This is a genomic window from Haloferax sp. DFSO52, from assembly GCF_048158745.1.
Classification (GTDB): Archaea; Halobacteriota; Halobacteria; order Halobacteriales; family Haloferacaceae; genus Haloferax.
Window position 1 is genome coordinate 493,865 of the sequence record NZ_JBLOPB010000002.1, and the last position, 14,412, is coordinate 508,276.

Annotated in this window: 12 protein-coding genes and 1 pseudogene; 7 read left to right on the forward strand and 6 right to left on the reverse strand. The window is 57.1% G+C overall.

All coding sequences use genetic code 11. The features are described 5' to 3' along the window. Positions 1–379 precede the first annotated feature (379 nt). The 3 genes from ACK3SC_RS11965 (at position 380) to ACK3SC_RS11975 (ending at position 3,772) form a co-directional block, all read left to right on the forward strand. A complete protein-coding gene (locus ACK3SC_RS11965; RefSeq protein WP_416840419.1) occupies positions 380–1,636 on the forward strand; it encodes an orc1/cdc6 family replication initiation protein in 1,257 nt (418 codons plus the stop codon). A gap of 163 nt (positions 1,637–1,799) precedes the next feature. Continuing rightward, entirely contained in the window at positions 1,800–2,783 is a 984-nt protein-coding gene (locus tag ACK3SC_RS11970) for a Gfo/Idh/MocA family protein (RefSeq protein ID WP_416840420.1), read from the forward strand. Further along, positions 2,780–3,772 carry a Gfo/Idh/MocA family protein gene (locus ACK3SC_RS11975; protein WP_416840421.1) on the forward strand — a complete coding sequence of 331 codons (993 nt, stop codon included), beginning with the start codon at positions 2,780–2,782 and terminating at the stop codon, positions 3,770–3,772. Before ACK3SC_RS11970 ends, ACK3SC_RS11975 begins: the two co-directional genes overlap by 4 nt. Positions 3,773–4,215: 443 nt before the next feature. Here the strand turns inward: ACK3SC_RS11975 and ACK3SC_RS11980 are convergent, their stop codons facing one another. From ACK3SC_RS11980 to ACK3SC_RS11995, 4 genes are all read right to left on the reverse strand, one after another. Then, positions 4,216–5,427 (reverse strand): MFS transporter, encoded by a 1,212-nt coding sequence (locus ACK3SC_RS11980; RefSeq protein ID WP_416840422.1) that lies wholly within the window; start codon positions 5,425–5,427, stop codon positions 4,216–4,218. Positions 5,428–5,641: 214 nt separating this feature from the next. Then, complete coding sequence (locus ACK3SC_RS11985; protein WP_154325991.1) at positions 5,642–5,794, reverse strand: hypothetical protein; 153 nt, start codon at positions 5,792–5,794, stop codon at positions 5,642–5,644. A 118-nt stretch (positions 5,795–5,912) separates the two neighbouring features. Then, positions 5,913–7,403 (reverse strand): hypothetical protein, encoded by a 1,491-nt coding sequence (locus tag ACK3SC_RS11990; RefSeq protein ID WP_416840423.1) that lies wholly within the window; start codon positions 7,401–7,403, stop codon positions 5,913–5,915. A 343-nt stretch (positions 7,404–7,746) separates the two neighbouring features. Continuing rightward, positions 7,747–8,004: a hypothetical protein gene (locus ACK3SC_RS11995; RefSeq protein ID WP_416840424.1), complete on the reverse strand. Its 258-nt coding sequence runs from the start codon at positions 8,002–8,004 to the stop codon at positions 7,747–7,749. Between the two features lie 495 nt (positions 8,005–8,499). Here ACK3SC_RS11995 and ACK3SC_RS12000 point away from each other — a divergent pair, with 495 nt between their 5' ends. The 3 genes from ACK3SC_RS12000 (at position 8,500) to ACK3SC_RS12010 (ending at position 12,436) form a co-directional block, all read left to right on the forward strand. Beyond that, on the forward strand, positions 8,500–10,746 hold the full coding sequence (locus ACK3SC_RS12000) for a PGF-pre-PGF domain-containing protein (protein ID WP_416840425.1): 2,247 nt from the start codon (positions 8,500–8,502) through the stop codon (positions 10,744–10,746). 113 nt (positions 10,747–10,859) lie between these two features. Beyond that, a complete protein-coding gene (locus ACK3SC_RS12005) occupies positions 10,860–11,369 on the forward strand; it encodes a hypothetical protein (RefSeq protein ID WP_416840426.1) in 510 nt (169 codons plus the stop codon). Between the two features lie 110 nt (positions 11,370–11,479). Continuing rightward, the gene (locus tag ACK3SC_RS12010; protein ID WP_416840427.1) at positions 11,480–12,436 is read left to right on the forward strand and encodes an alpha/beta fold hydrolase; all 957 of its coding nucleotides are present in this window, start codon (positions 11,480–11,482) and stop codon (positions 12,434–12,436) included. Between the two features lie 95 nt (positions 12,437–12,531). On the opposite strand, the pseudogene ACK3SC_RS12015 reads toward ACK3SC_RS12010, so the two are convergent. Together ACK3SC_RS12015 and ACK3SC_RS12020 are read right to left on the reverse strand one after the other, a co-directional pair. After that, a pseudogene (locus tag ACK3SC_RS12015) lies at positions 12,532–12,816 on the reverse strand (type II toxin-antitoxin system RelE family toxin). Then, positions 12,809–13,093, reverse strand: a complete 285-nt coding sequence (locus tag ACK3SC_RS12020) for a ribbon-helix-helix domain-containing protein (protein ID WP_416840428.1) — start codon at positions 13,091–13,093, stop codon at positions 12,809–12,811. The pseudogene ACK3SC_RS12015 and the gene ACK3SC_RS12020 overlap by 8 nt, the downstream one beginning before the upstream one ends. 201 nt (positions 13,094–13,294) lie before the next feature. On the opposite strand from ACK3SC_RS12020, the gene ACK3SC_RS12025 reads away from it, so the two are divergent. Next, a complete protein-coding gene (locus tag ACK3SC_RS12025; RefSeq protein ID WP_416840429.1) occupies positions 13,295–14,374 on the forward strand; it encodes a cell surface protein in 1,080 nt (359 codons plus the stop codon). The last annotated feature ends 38 nt before the right edge of the window (positions 14,375–14,412 follow it).

The following is a 14,412-nucleotide window of genomic DNA, read 5'->3' on the forward strand; positions in this document are numbered from 1 at the left end:
CGTACGCCCGCAGTATTACGACGGGCCGAGAGTAGTTCTGCGAAACCGACGCAAATTCGTCTCAGAAACTGGAGAGATCCACCAGAATAAACACACACCTCAGCAGATTGACACACACCGGACTTCAAGTGAAAATCCGAATGGCTTGACGCCCGTAGGTGTGTAATGGCCCCTGTAAGGTCCTCTGTTTCACTTGAAACGTGGTGTCCACCGACTGTGGTACTGCGTCTCACGACTGTTCGTTACACTCGATATGTCCTCATTTATTCCAGACTGTTATTATATTGAAATAGATGTACCTGAGTATCCTATTTCACTTGTAACCCGGTGTGGGTGACGTTAATTATAAATAGGAATTCGTAATGAGTACGCATAGACAATGACAACTGGTAACGATGGGGAGGGTGATCCTCTATTTACGTCTATTGACCCCATCTTTGCGCGCAAGCAACTACTCAAAATCGGGCACATCCCGGAGGCGGACCGGATCGTCGGGCGTGACGAGGAGATTCGCAAACTCGCGTCGGCGCTCAATCCGGCTGTATTCGGGCACTCGCCGAATAACGTCCTCATCTACGGAAAGACCGGAACGGGAAAATCACTGTGTGCCAGACACGTGACGAAACGGTGCCGGGAAGTCGCATCGAACCAGGACGTGAACGTCGGACTCGCGTTTATCGATTGCTCACAACAGACGACCGAGACACAGGCGATTCGGAAGATTGGGAAGATACTGAACGACGAGGACGCGACCAGTGTTTCTATCCCCGAAAGTGGATTGAGTACCGCACAGTACTACGACCGCTTCTGGAAAATTGCCGACAGCCTGTACGACTCGGTTATCATCGTGCTCGACGAGATCGACCGAATCGCTGACGACAACATACTCATGCAACTCTCGCGCGCGGAAGAAGCCGAGAAAATCCGCGACTGCGGGCTCGGCATCATCGGCATTAGCAACAAGATCGACTACAAAGAACGGATGAACGAGCGGGTGAAAAGCAGCCTCCAGGAACGCGAGTACATCTTTGCCCCCTACGATGCATCGAAGCTGACGAATATCATGGAGAACCGCGACGATGCGTTCAAAGACGGCGTCCTCGAAGAGGGGGTTATTTCGTTGTGTGCAGCACTCGCCGCGCAAGAACATGGGGACGCACGCAAAGCAATCGACATATTCCGGCACGCTGGCGAGATTGCATTCGAAGAAGAGAGCTCGACTGTTGGTGAACGCCACGTCCGCGCCGCCCAAGAACTCGCTGAACGTGACCGGTTTCGCGAACTCATCGCGGGCATCCCCGCGCAGGCGAAAGCTGCCCTTTTGTCGCTCGCACAACTCTCGATTCACAACAAACAACACCGGTTTTCCACCAGCGAGATTTTCGAGGAGTACGAACGCCTCAGTGCTGACGTAAACCTCGAGCGCCTGTCTGAACGCCGAGTCTACGACTTACTCAAAGAACAGGCATTCTTGGGCGTTATCGAGATGAATCGGACTGGTGGTGGTCGCGGACAGGGGAGCTACATGGAACACCACCTGGTCGAAGAGCCGACTATCGTCCGGGCTGTTCTCCAAGAAGACCCCCGATTCAACGACCTCACCTACCGTGACCGGACCCATTTCAAACTCTGGTGAGCACGCAAAACCTCCGTACATGCTCGCTCGCGTCGATCCATACGACTGGGTTGGTCTCAGGTTCCGTGAGTCGTTAATTAATTGATTTAATAGCTGTATTTCATTGGATTAGGTATACGACCGGACAAAAGATTTATTCAGGTTGTCTCCAGAGTGTGACTGTATGCCACGGATAGGACTAGTCGGTACTGGGTTTATGGCTGGAACCCACGCCGAGCGGTACGATGAGATCGACGATGCGGAGATAACAGCTGTCGCGTCGCTCGATGACGTTGAGGAGTTCATCGACGAGTACGACCTTGATGCAACAGCGTACACCGATGGGATGGAGCTGATTGCAGACGCCGATATCGATGCCGTCGACATCTGCACGCCGACGCCAACGCACCGCCGGTTCGTCGAAGCCGCTGCCGAAGAAGGACTCGACGTGTTCTGCGAGAAGCCGCTCGCGAACTCGCTTGCCGATGCACGCGCGATCGGTGATGCGGTTGACGAGGCGGGTATTACCTGTATGGTTGGCCACGTGCTCAGGTACTTCCCCGAGTACGAACAGATGAAACGACAGGTCGATAACGACGTCATCGGTGCCCCTGGTGTTGCACGCGCGCGACGAATCTCGCCGTTCCCTGAGTGGTCGTGGGAACAGTGGTATGCCGATGCCGACCGCAGTGGTGGCGTCCTCCTCGACCTCGCGATTCATGATCTCGACTATCTGCAGTGGGTACTCGGTGCTGTCAAACAGGTGTTTGCGCGGCGAACCTCCTGGGACCAGCGTGAACACGCCCACGTGACGCTTCGATTCCAGTCGGGTGCAGTTGGGTACGTCGATGCTGGCTGGGTTCTTCCCGAAGGCGCAGGGCTGTCGAGCGAGTTAGAACTCGCGGGGAAAGCGGGACTCATCGAGTACGATAGCAACGACACTGCATCGTTCGACATCCAGTCGGATACCGATCGAAGCGTCCCCGTTGGAACGGTCGAAAAGGATGGCTATCGACGTGAACTCGAAGAGTTCGTCGAATGCATAACGACGGGTGCGACACCCTCGGTCACCGTACAGGACGGCATCGAAGCAGTACAACTATCGCTTGCTGCAATTGAATCTGCGGAGACTGGGATGCCTGTCTCACTGGAGGAGGTGCGCGCATGAGCGAGGCTGTCCCGATTGGCATCCTTTCGGTCGAACACGTTCACGCGAGTGCGTACGCGGCGTTACTCTCGAAGATGGACGCTGCAGACTTCGTTGGCGTCGCTGATTCGAACCCCAAACACGGGCGGTCGTTCGCTGCTGAGTTCGATACTGACTACATGGAGAGCAACACGCTACTCGAAAAGGTCGAGGGTGTGCTCATCTGCGCGGCCAATGAAGACCATCTTCCGTGGGTAAAGCAAGCTGCGTCCGCAGGTGTCGATATTCTCTGTGAGAAGCCACTCTCCACGTCGAAAGCAGTCGCAGATGACATCATCCAGATCTGCGATGGCTATGATGTCGACCTCGGAGTCGCGATGCCCCTGCGACACAGCGTTCCAGCACAGCGAGCGAGTGCTGCACTCGAACATGGAGATATCGGTGAACTCAGATCTGTCGTCGGAACCAACCGCGGGAAAATGCCCGGCGGATGGTTTGTCGACCCGGAAGCTGCTGGTGGGGGTGCTGCGATGGACCACACTGTCCACATCGTCGATCTGATTCACTGGATTACTGGAGAACGTGTGACTGAAGTGTACGCCGAACTCGACACGCGGTTTTACGACCTGAACGTCGAGGACGTCAACGTTCTTTCGATGAAGCTCTCCGACGGGACTCAGTTCTCGCTTGATGGGTCGTGGAGCCGGCCAGAACACTGGGACTTCTGGGGTGACGCAACGGTTGAGTTAATCGGAACCGATGGCGTGCTCTCCGTCGACTGTTTCGACGAGACGTTCAAGCAAACGCAGGACACCGGTGAAGAACCCGGAATCGAGTCCATCTACTGGGGTGACGACCCCAACGCCTCGCTCCTCGAAGACTTCATCGAATCGATTCAGACGAACAGTACTCCCCTGGCAACTGGTGAAGAGGGGCGAGATGCTGTGGCGGTACTCGAAGCAGTGTACGAATCTGCACACCGGGGCGAGCCGACTGACGTGACGTACTAACTCGAGGCTCTAGTTACGCCTGTTTTCCCCTAAAGAATAGTCAACTCGACCGTTTTGTCTCGTTTGCCATGTGGATATTTCCTCGCTCACTGTTCTGACTGTTAAAGACACGGCCATCGCTAGTTGTGCTGTTCTGTTCGGGGTTTTCTACCAATATATCAGATAATATTTATTCAAGGATTTCAAATAATTTGTCTGTGGCCAAGACGTCTCATCTTCAGTGGATACGATAATCGGTTTGGGCCACAGTAGCCTGTAAAAAGCGGATTTTCAAGTAATGCCGTGCATTGGATATCTTCGACACGTTATCATTCGTCTTCTGTCTGAAAATTCTCGGTAAGTCTGTTAGGTGCAGTTAAGAGGCGTTATACCCGGTGATTTATAGGATATGGGACTACCGGCGGATTTTGGCAGCTAATATGAAAGATATTTGTATATTTGTCTCAACTACTATTCTCTTTATATATTTGTGTTCGCCCAACACGCACCCACGCGACAACTGCGACTACCACCAACACCCCCACGGGAATCACGAGCAACTGCATCGCCAGCGCAATCCCCATATCAGAAATAACGAACCCCTGGAGCGCAGGAACACCCGCAATACCCAGTGACGAAACAACCAACGCGAGACTGTTGATGGGTGCACTGTGTTCTGGGACGGCCCCGGTCGAGTACGCCAGCAACGTGGGATACAATCCAGACAACGTGAACCCGATCCCGAACAGGCCAACGAGGATGCCCACGCCATCGGCGAACACGAACGTGTAGACGATCGAGAGCAGACAGCCACCAGCAAGGCCGAACATGAGCCGAACGTACCCGATGCGCTCAGATAGCTGCCCGGCCACGAACCGTCCGGGGATGTACGCGACCAGCAACACACTCAATGAGGCTGTCACCATCGACGCAGGGACGCGTCCCTGTGCGTAGGTGGTCAGCCACGTGAACAACCCACCTTCGACGCCGGTCGAGAGGAAAATCCCCGCAATCATGACGAGAACCTCCGGACGACGACCAACCCGCCAAACCTCAGAGAGCGTCAACACGTCGTCACCTCCATCGTCGATACTGGGTGCCGGCAACAGCCACACCAGAGCTGCCACGGGGAAGAATCCAATCCCGAGTGCATAGTAGGCGAACCGCCAGTCACCGAGCCACAGGGCTGCAGTCACCACGAGTGGGCCGATTGTCGCACCGATTGCCCACACTGCGTCGTAGTAACTGAACCACTTGCCCCGATTCGCTGCATGGAGGTGACTCAACAGCGGGCGGTCGGTTCCCCGACCAATCCCACCGAACGACCCACGGACGACTAACGCAACCAGAAAAAACGTGAACGAGGGGGTGAACCCGATGGCGAACACGCTGGCACCGGTACCGAGGATACCAAGCAGAAAGACACGCCGGGTGTTGACGCGCCCGGAAATCGCACCGACCAGAGCCACGAAGACGAGAAATCCAATCGTCCCTGCGGGCGCGACGAGACCGAGTTGCCAGTCGGGGGTCCCGAAGGATTCACGGAGAACAGGGACGACAGCCCCACGCATCTGGAGGCTGGCTCCCTCGAGTGCGACGTACGTGAAGATCGCCAGCGTCCACCAGCGTCGGGTGTCGACTCCAGGGGCAGCGTCCGTATCGTGGGTGCCTTCCATTGGCCGTCTCTCTCACTGGAATACAGAAAGAAGTTGTCTAATCGTCGAGCGGAGAGAGCGGTCTACCGAGTTTCGTTGCCCAGAGTTCGACCTGCTCGGTTGAACATGGCTTCACCGAGTGTGGCGATTCTGGAGGAACGACTACTGAAATTTCCTAATAAAGCATCTCTTCTTCCTAATTCACCATCCTGTTTCCCGCGCGTACGCGACCCCGCTAATCCGCGTCCGAAAGGACGTGACGTGTGGTCACAATCGGACTCGGCGCGTCTACCAGTCGCCGAAGCGTGTCTTCCATCGTCTCACTGTCACGGTTCTGTGACTTGATGTACCCGTGGAAGGCTTCCGACACCCGAATGGATTTGCTCATATGTCACACATTGTCACAGAGTCGCATAAGCGTCGTCATTAGTACAATTGTCTGAGTTTCAGGCCATCGATACGGTGTCTCTACCGAATACGTCGGCGGACAGAGAAACAACAGATGATTAGCGGAACGACGGCGGAACCTGCACAACCTCCACCCCGTTGGCGAGTTCCGTCTTGAGGTGCCGGTAGATGATGGCCACGACGAGTAGCCAGAGGAGCACCAGCAGGTACGGAATCAAACTGCGAGCGTCTCCGACAGGTGACTCGACAACCCCAGCATCGACCGGGTCGATGGGTGAACCGATGTCTGCACCCGCGACGGGCGTTTCCGTCTCGGGGGTTTCGGTCACCTGCGCTGGCGTCGTCTGGCTGTCACCGCGTGCGTCGGCACGCTCTTCGTCGCCACCGCTGTCACTCACGTCTGCCTCCGGAGTGTCTGGAGCGTCGGGTGTCGGAACGGCGGTTGTGGTCGACGAACTCGGTTGCGCCCCACCACCGCCACCACCGCGTTTCGACGACCCACCACTGGACGCTTTCGTGTCGTCGTCAGTGTTGGACGGTTCGTCAGTTGGCGTGCTGGTGTTGTCGTCTTCAGTTGGCGTCGATGTGTTCTCGCTGGTGGGCGTCGACGAGTTGTCGATTGGACTTGAGCTATTCTCGTCGACAGGGTCTGTCGAGTTGTCCGTTGGATTCGAACTGTTGTCGACTGGATTCGACGAGTTGTCGGTCGGTGCAGTGCTGTTGTTCGCCGGACTGCTCGAGTCGTCAGTGGGGTCGCTACTGTTGTCTGTCGGGCTGGAACTGTTGTCCGTGGGGCTGGAGGTGTTATCTGTCGGTGTGGTGCTGTTGTCGTCAGCGGGGTTGCTACTGTTGTCGTCAGCGGGGTCCGACGAGTTATCGACTGGACTCGACGAGTTGTCGTCGACAGGGGGAGTGCTATTGTCGTCAGCGGGGTTGGTGCTGTTATCTACAGGGTCAGACGAGTTGTCCGATGGGCCGGAACTGTTGTCGGCAGGTGGAGTGCTGTTGTCGTCAGTCGGCGTGGAGTTGTTCTCATCGCCGACGTCACCGGTTCCGTTGGAGTCACCACTGTCGCCGGTGTCGTCGTCGGTGCACTCATCGACACCACCGGATGACCCAGTCTGTTCACTCTCGTTGAGCAGGTCCGACACGTAATCAGAGACCTGTTCGCCGACGGTTTCATTCGAGGTCGAATTGTCGTCGGAGAGCGTACACTGAGTCGGCTCCTCGACGGGCGAGTCCTCACAGTGTGGATTCTCGCTCGCGTTGACCAGGTCGTGGACGAAGTCGGAGACGTTCTGGCCAATCGTCTCTGACTCGCCGGAGTCGAGGTCACACCTGTTCGAGTTGGAACCCTGCTCCGTCGATGCGTTCGCGGCGTTCCCAGTCGTCGCATTACTGGATGTATTCGCGTGCGTTTCTGGAGTGGTCGCATTCGGTTCGCCAGCCTGGAGGGGACGCCAGTCTCCACTGCCAGAAACACTGGCCGCCTGCGCATCACTAGATTGGGAAGCGACGGCGGGAACGATTCCCGACGTCAAGATAGCCAGAGAGATGATGAGAATCGTGATAGTCTTGAACGACACCATAGTACGTCATCTGAGAATTTGTTTTATGCTGATAAGGTAATTCTCAGAATAACCCGTGTTAGCAGCCGCCTACGTGCAAAATCCTCTGCATTACGGACTGCAAGAACGGCCCCTTTCACTCGGCTTCGACTCGTCGACGCTCTCACTGTGAGGTCACTTCCAGACCGTGGGTTCGAGGACAACGCCACTTCGGCTACTGGCAACTAAAACACAGAATCCGAATCACGACCCAGTCACCCGACAGAGCGACTCTCGGAAGACCGGCCGCTTGGCGATTCGAACGATGCTTCTGCGTCCCAACTCGGCAACTCACCTGGCCCCCTGACGACTCGACTACCACCGATTATCGCAACAGTTCGGCCGGGACGGTGTACAATCGGACGTTGTCCGAGACCACCGATTCAGCAACCCCCCCGTCGACGGAAAAGAGGTCTGCAGTACTCTCCACCGTCTCGTTCGGGTAGACGTGTTTTGCATCTCCGTACCCGCCGTACACCTCTACCGAAACGGCGAACGTGATCTCGTCGACCTCACTGTCGTCGGAGATGGGGCAGATATCCACCGGTACAACCTCACCTGCTTCGTATTGCTCGTTATTCATATTCGAACCCAACGGCGTTGATTCGCAGCAGTCGCACTCAGAGTCAGACCCACCAGTCCCTCGAGCTCTGTGCGAATTTCTCACATAGTACTTGTCGGACCATCGGTATAATGGTTACCTACTCTATACGACCCACAGCACACTGGCTGAGACCCGATTCGACTGTCCCTCGCTGCTACTGAACGAACAGACGCTGGTCACGCTCTTGTAGTGATATAACACAAATAAGCTTGTTACAACTGTGTCCTTCGCACAACTGGTTTTCCCTACTCAAACACACGATTCGCTCACTAATTTCACCATTCACACGCTGTCACAGTGGGGTCCAGTATCTCTCTTCGACAGTCCTGACAAACAGGCCTGTCTGTCTCGCGATGCTTCGCCACACTTCCACGCCTCCATCGGGATATCTCACGTGTGAGTCGATTCTGAAACAACAGTTCGAAAATTCTGACGTTCACAAGTATTATGACTGTTCTATTTGTTGAGATAGATATGAGTCGTCGCCGTAGGCTGAACCCAAAGTGGTTGAGTCTCTCACTTACACTCATCATGGTGCTCTCAGTCTTTGCAGGCCCTGTCTCTGCGAGTCTCGGGACCACCACTGATGGGCCGCAGATACAAGAACCGATACCGACGAACAAACTCGACACCGTACCAGACGACGAACTCACGAACGTCACCGATAACGTCAGCGTCTGGGACGGCTCAGTGTTGACACTCCGGCCGAATCGGAGCGACCCACAGTTCCAGAACGCCGCGTCGTGGAAGGTCAAAACGGGCACAATGTACATCCGGACCGACGCGACGACGGTGAAGGACCTCAAGAAGAACCCGACGTACATGTACAACACGGGCGAGGAGATCCCCTTCACCTTCGAGGGTCTCACGAACGACCAACTCATCGAAAACAAGGATGTCCAGCTCGTCGCCTCGAAGCTGGAAAAGGGTGCTTCGGTGCCTGGGTCGCTCTCTGCAGTTACGTCGAACATCACGACCAACGAGAACGTCACGTCGTACGTCGTCGGCGAGCCAACCGGGACGAGTGGTGTCAATCACTTCTCGTTCACGCCGAATGAGTCCGGCGTGTGGATGTTCTCTGTCGTCACCGTCGACGACGGGAACGGGTTCTCGGAGACGGGTGACGGGAACCTCTCTGTGAACGGCAACGTCACTGTCGTCGGTGTGGACGCCATGCCGGTCCACGAGCGCAAGTCGTGTATCACGACGAAACCAGTCGTGAAACCGGGGGAGAACGCCACCATCAACGTCGAGGCGTGTGAGCTCACCGGCGACGTTAGCCACACGGTCGCAATCTTCAGCGAAACGTCGCTGAACTCCTACGAGCAGACGATCAACGCGACCGACCGCGACAACGTCACGGTCGAGACCGAGATTGCCAAGGTCAACGGCACGGCTATCACGCCCCCTGACGCGAACATCATGGGTGTCAGGCCCGGTGCACAATCGTTCTCCGGAACGGCAACTGCACTCTCGGTGTTCGAGCGCCTGAACAACTCGACCAACCAGTCACAGGTCGAAGACGTGACCGTCGTCAGTCCGAAGGCGACCATCTACGGATCGACGGTCACGAAAGTTGGCCCGCCAAAAACCACGATCGAACTTCCGATTCCGGCTGACGCCCCTGCTGGGGAGTACGTCGTAGTCCACGTCGCGACGAACAAGTCGGGGACGAAGACCGAATCGAACCGCAAGAACCTGTCCGTCCACCAGTCGAAACCGTACATCAACATCGTCAAAGGATCGGGGACGATTACGAAATCGGTCGTCACTCCGGGCACGCAGTTCACGATCGAGATAACGGTCAATAACCGTGGAACGGGTCCAGGAACCTTCAGCAAGCCCCTCAAAGCGAACGGGAACCAAATCGCATCGAAGAACGTCGAAATCGCTGCTGACTCCTCGAAGAAGATCTCCTACACCGTCTCACTCGATTCAACCGGGACCTACGACTTGACGGTCGATGGGGAATCGGTCGGCACGGTCAAAGTCCAAGCAGAGAGCTCCGGCGGTGGCGGCGGTGGCGGCGGCGGTGGCGGCGGCGGCGGCGGTAACGCAGGCCCACCACCGAAAGCCTCTGGCACCTACGACAGCGGTCACCTCTCGTACGGAACTGACTTCAGGGCGTCACTGCCGGATGGCCGTGGCGTGAACGGTCTGAGTATCGCGTTCAGCAAGGAAATCCGTGGTCAGGTCATCGTTCGCGAACGCGCAGGCGTCCCAGGAACCATCGGTAAACCGGCCGGAACGCCGGTCAGCTGGGTGCAAATCGAGGTCCCAGAAGATGCCGAAGACAACCCTGCGACGCTCACGTTCTCGGTGAAAAAGAGCAAACTAGATGCACTCGACGTGTCCGCCGAGGACATCCAGGTCGAGCGCTACAACGACGAAGCCGGTGAATGGCAAGTCCTGTCTACCAAATCCATCGACGACGAGGGCAAGTACGTCGTCATTACGGTCCAGACTCCTGGCTTCTCGTACTTCGCAGTCACCGCGAAGCAAGTCGATGATGGTCAAACGACGACCACAACGACCACATCGACGACCACTGAAACCACTACCGACGACTGGGATTCGGACGACCAGACGACCACAGCGACTCCCGCCCAGAAGGAGGCAGACACGACCACGACGACGAGTTCGAGCATCCCCGGCTTTGGCGTCGTCGTCGCTGTCCTCGCGCTCATCGCTGTTGCGCTCGTCGCAGTCCGTCGCGACTAACGACTCCCGCACCGCGCGGTTCACGATTTTTCTGGCGTTGTTTAACCCTCTGTTGTGGATACGTTGTCGGGGGCGTGCTGGATAGCGGGCGCGCCTCGGGCACTCGGGATGAGATGGAATTCACGGACGCCACCGTTTGGGAACCCGAACCCGGAGACACACTCTATCACATTCGCCGGATGGAGGAGGTGTGGTACGCGGCCGACCGAGCCAGAATGCTCGGCAGTACCCTCGGTCCGATGTCACCCGAGGAGCGACGGGAACTCATTTCCAGCACGGCCCAAGCGGACAGACGGGTCGAGACGATCGTCTCACCGGACATGTTCAAGAAGGGGCTGGAATTGGCCGAGGAGATGGAGCTGACTAAATTCGCCCGCGAGATGCTCGAATCGGGGCAGGGAAGATCGTTCGTTTACGACGGTCCGATCCCGTTGATACTCGTGATCGCAGACGAGACCGTGATGCTCGCGCCGACCGACGAGAACGGGATTCCGACCGCGGTCGTCGTGACCGAGAACGAGGCAATCCGGTCGTGGGTCGAGACGACGCTCGACGAGTATCGAGACCAGTCGACCGAGTTGACGGCAGACGATCTGCCCATCGCAGACACTGGTGACGACTAACAGCAAGGCACGCACCGGCTGACGAGAAATTAGATTGGGAGGGACAAAACGAACTGTCACACGTCTACTCCGCGATACAAGTTATATCGGTGCGACACGTCTGTTTGTGAATGAGTAGCACCGTGAAGGTACCTCGTCTGTTCGGGAGCAAGGAGAGCGCTGTACCGTCATTCCTGGATGGAGAGACAATCGGGGTGCTCTCGGTCGGTCGTCGCCTATACGAAAACCCGTCTACCGTGGAACTCTCGGACGGACGGACGCTTGGGTACGCGGAGACGGGTGCTCCGGACGGCGACCCAGTTCTCGCCTTTCACGGGATTCCCAATGGCCGGTTGGGGGCTGCCGTATTCGATCAGGTCGGACGCGAGCTCGGCGTGCGTATCATCGCGCCCGAGCGCCCTGGCGTAGGCGTGTCAGATCCTGATCCCACTCGAGTGCTTCTGGATTGGCCGGTCGACGTCGCCGAGTGTCTGGACGCACTCGGTATCGACGCTGCCCCCGCACTCGGGATTTCTGGCGGCGGGCCGTATGCCCTGGCGTGCGGTGCAGCAGCCCCCGAGCGGTTTCCTCGTGTCGCAACCTGTTGTGGTCTCGGCCCGGTCGAGTCGGCCACTCGGCCGCTGCGTCTCCTCTTACGTGGCGCGAACTATCTACCCTGGGCTATTCAGGCGTTCCTGGGAGTAGAGGTGCGTTCTGCCAAGTATGCGCCCGAGTGGACGATTGAACGGCGCGTCAAGGCCTCCGCGCCGCGGGACGAGGCAATATGGCGCGGCGACGTCGGAAAACTTCTCGTCGCGTCGATGCCGATCGCTTGCCAGGAGCACGGAACCAGGTCGTTCGTGAGAGACATCCAGTTGTCCGGGCGGGACTGGGGATTCTCGCTCGACGCCATCGACGTGCCGGTCGGAATCTGGCATGGACAGGCCGACCGGATCAATCCGGTCGAAATGGGTGTATACCTTCGGGACGCAATTCCCACCGCGGAAGCGTACTTGTACCCCGATCTCGGACACCTCTCTATCTTCGTAGAACACGACGCTGAAATGTTCGAGTGGCTAACTCAGTAGACCGGCTGTTCTGTCGTTGCTGGGGTGACCCGACCGATGGCCAGTTGCTGAATACAAAGCGCAAGTCGGTCAGAGGTTTCTTGCAACAAAGCGCATCAGTCGTCGTCAGCAGTGTACGCTCCACCACGACGCTTGACTCGTGCAATCACCATACGCTGTTCGGATTGGCGGAAGGTCACGGCCAAACGGAACTCACCGATGCGCACTTTCTTGTGCAGACTGTTCTGGAGTGGTTCGCCATAGTCTGGTGGGTCCCGCCACGGTGAATCGACGATTTCGTCGAGCTTGTTCAGTATCCGCTCTTACTCAGGTGGAGAAAGAGTCGAAAGATCGTCCTGTGCTGTTGATGTGAGTTCCCACGTCCAGTGCCCCTCACTCATCGCTGTCCGTTCCGAACTGCTTGCGAGCTTCGTCGGCGCTCATTGTCCGTCCCTCACGGATGTCCTCCTCTGCTTGGAGGAGAGCGACGAGTTCATCGCGGTCGAACGTCGGGAATTCTATTGCGTCTCGGAGGGTGTAGCGGATGAATTCGCTTCGGCTGTTAAACCCACGCCCCTGCCATGTGCCGTCTATATCGTCGAGAAATGACTGTGTAACCTTGAAATTCACCGTGACAATCTCGTCATCACCGTTCGACCCCGTGGTTGCTTCAGACATACGCTGGTGTTACGTCTGTCTTACTAAATCAATGTCGGCAGGTTGCTACCTGCTGCATACACCCGCTGTCTCGGTCACGCCACATCTATCGAACTCAGCGGATTCCAACAGAGTCGTTTTTCTCATCATTATCGGACGATGCGTCGACTCTTCGCCGGATGGCCTACAAGCTTTTACCGAAGGTCACGCAAGCGTAACCTGATGCTCCGCCCCCGTGTTTCGATTCCGCTGCTGGTAGCCGCCGCCCTCCTCTTTGCGGCTGTCGCATCTCCCTCGCTCGGTGCTAGCGCCGAGTACGATATCACGATCGACGGCGCGCTCGACACCGTGGACCGAACTGTTTCGACGTCCTACGGTGAGTTCACGATTACCGAAATTGGCCGCGCCGATGCCGGTGAGAGCGTTACCATCGCTGTCGACGCATCGACGACTGCTGACTACACGATTACAGTCCTCGATGGCGAGCAACGAATTCGACGAAGTCAGGCCGCGAGCGGCGACACGACGGCGACGTTCGACACCGAAGGAATGGAAGCAGGAACCTACGCCGTCACAGTCGGGAACCAGTCTACTGACGAGGTGTACGAAGTAGAACCACTCGTGATTCGCGCGTACGATGTGGTGGTCGAATCAGACAATACTGCTGAGGCAGATTCCAGTCTCGATGTAACGATCGAACTCGACCAACTCGAGGCTGGCGAACCAGTCCACGAGGTCCAGGTTGCCCTTACAGATGGTTCACAGGATATCAAAGTCGATGCAACGAAAGTCAGCGACTCGACCTACACCGCAACAGTCCCCCTCGACAAGTTCGCTCCTGGCGACTACTCACTGTATGCAGTTGTTCGCTCTGATGACACGACTCTCGGCGAGAACGAACTCGTCGGCGTGAGCGACGAGCGACCTATCGAAGTCGTCGAAGCGTCTTCCACAACCGAGTCGACCCAGACGACAGAGTCGACAGGTGGCGGGTCGACCGGAGGATCCGACTCGACTGCGACGGCGACGACCGACTCGACAACTGTCACTGAAACGACGACACCCGAAGACACAGCGACGACGACGCAGACGACCACAGACGGACCGACTGTGACCGAGACGACGGCATCGACTGAGGACACAGCGACGACGACGCAGACGACTGATGACGTTCTCACGCCGAACGACCAGTCCACGTCGTCGACACGAACCACGTCGTCAGAACTCCCGAATACGGCAGTTCAGACACTCTTTACAATCCTCCTCGTCGCCGCAGTGGGATGGCGACTCGGGCGGAACTGAGCAGGGACGACTGATTTGGTTTCTCCCGCGGAGACTGA

What these genes read in the sequence shown, in the direction of transcription:
- ACK3SC_RS11965 (WP_416840419.1), top strand. Translation starts at nt 380, where the DNA reads ATGACAACTGGTAACGATGGGGAGGGTGATCCTCTATTTACGTCTATT.
- ACK3SC_RS11970 (WP_416840420.1), top strand. Translation starts at nt 1,800, where the DNA reads ATGCCACGGATAGGACTAGTCGGTACTGGGTTTATGGCTGGAACCCAC.
- ACK3SC_RS11975 (WP_416840421.1), top strand. Translation starts at nt 2,780, where the DNA reads ATGAGCGAGGCTGTCCCGATTGGCATCCTTTCGGTCGAACACGTTCAC.
- ACK3SC_RS11980 (WP_416840422.1), bottom strand. Translation starts at nt 5,427, where the DNA reads ATGGAAGGCACCCACGATACGGACGCTGCCCCTGGAGTCGACACCCGA.
- ACK3SC_RS11985 (WP_154325991.1), bottom strand. Translation starts at nt 5,794, where the DNA reads ATGAGCAAATCCATTCGGGTGTCGGAAGCCTTCCACGGGTACATCAAG.
- ACK3SC_RS11990 (WP_416840423.1), bottom strand. Translation starts at nt 7,403, where the DNA reads ATGGTGTCGTTCAAGACTATCACGATTCTCATCATCTCTCTGGCTATC.
- ACK3SC_RS11995 (WP_416840424.1), bottom strand. Translation starts at nt 8,004, where the DNA reads ATGAATAACGAGCAATACGAAGCAGGTGAGGTTGTACCGGTGGATATC.
- ACK3SC_RS12000 (WP_416840425.1), top strand. Translation starts at nt 8,500, where the DNA reads ATGAGTCGTCGCCGTAGGCTGAACCCAAAGTGGTTGAGTCTCTCACTT.
- ACK3SC_RS12005 (WP_416840426.1), top strand. Translation starts at nt 10,860, where the DNA reads ATGGAATTCACGGACGCCACCGTTTGGGAACCCGAACCCGGAGACACA.
- ACK3SC_RS12010 (WP_416840427.1), top strand. Translation starts at nt 11,480, where the DNA reads ATGAGTAGCACCGTGAAGGTACCTCGTCTGTTCGGGAGCAAGGAGAGC.
- ACK3SC_RS12020 (WP_416840428.1), bottom strand. Translation starts at nt 13,093, where the DNA reads ATGTCTGAAGCAACCACGGGGTCGAACGGTGATGACGAGATTGTCACG.
- ACK3SC_RS12025 (WP_416840429.1), top strand. Translation starts at nt 13,295, where the DNA reads ATGCTCCGCCCCCGTGTTTCGATTCCGCTGCTGGTAGCCGCCGCCCTC.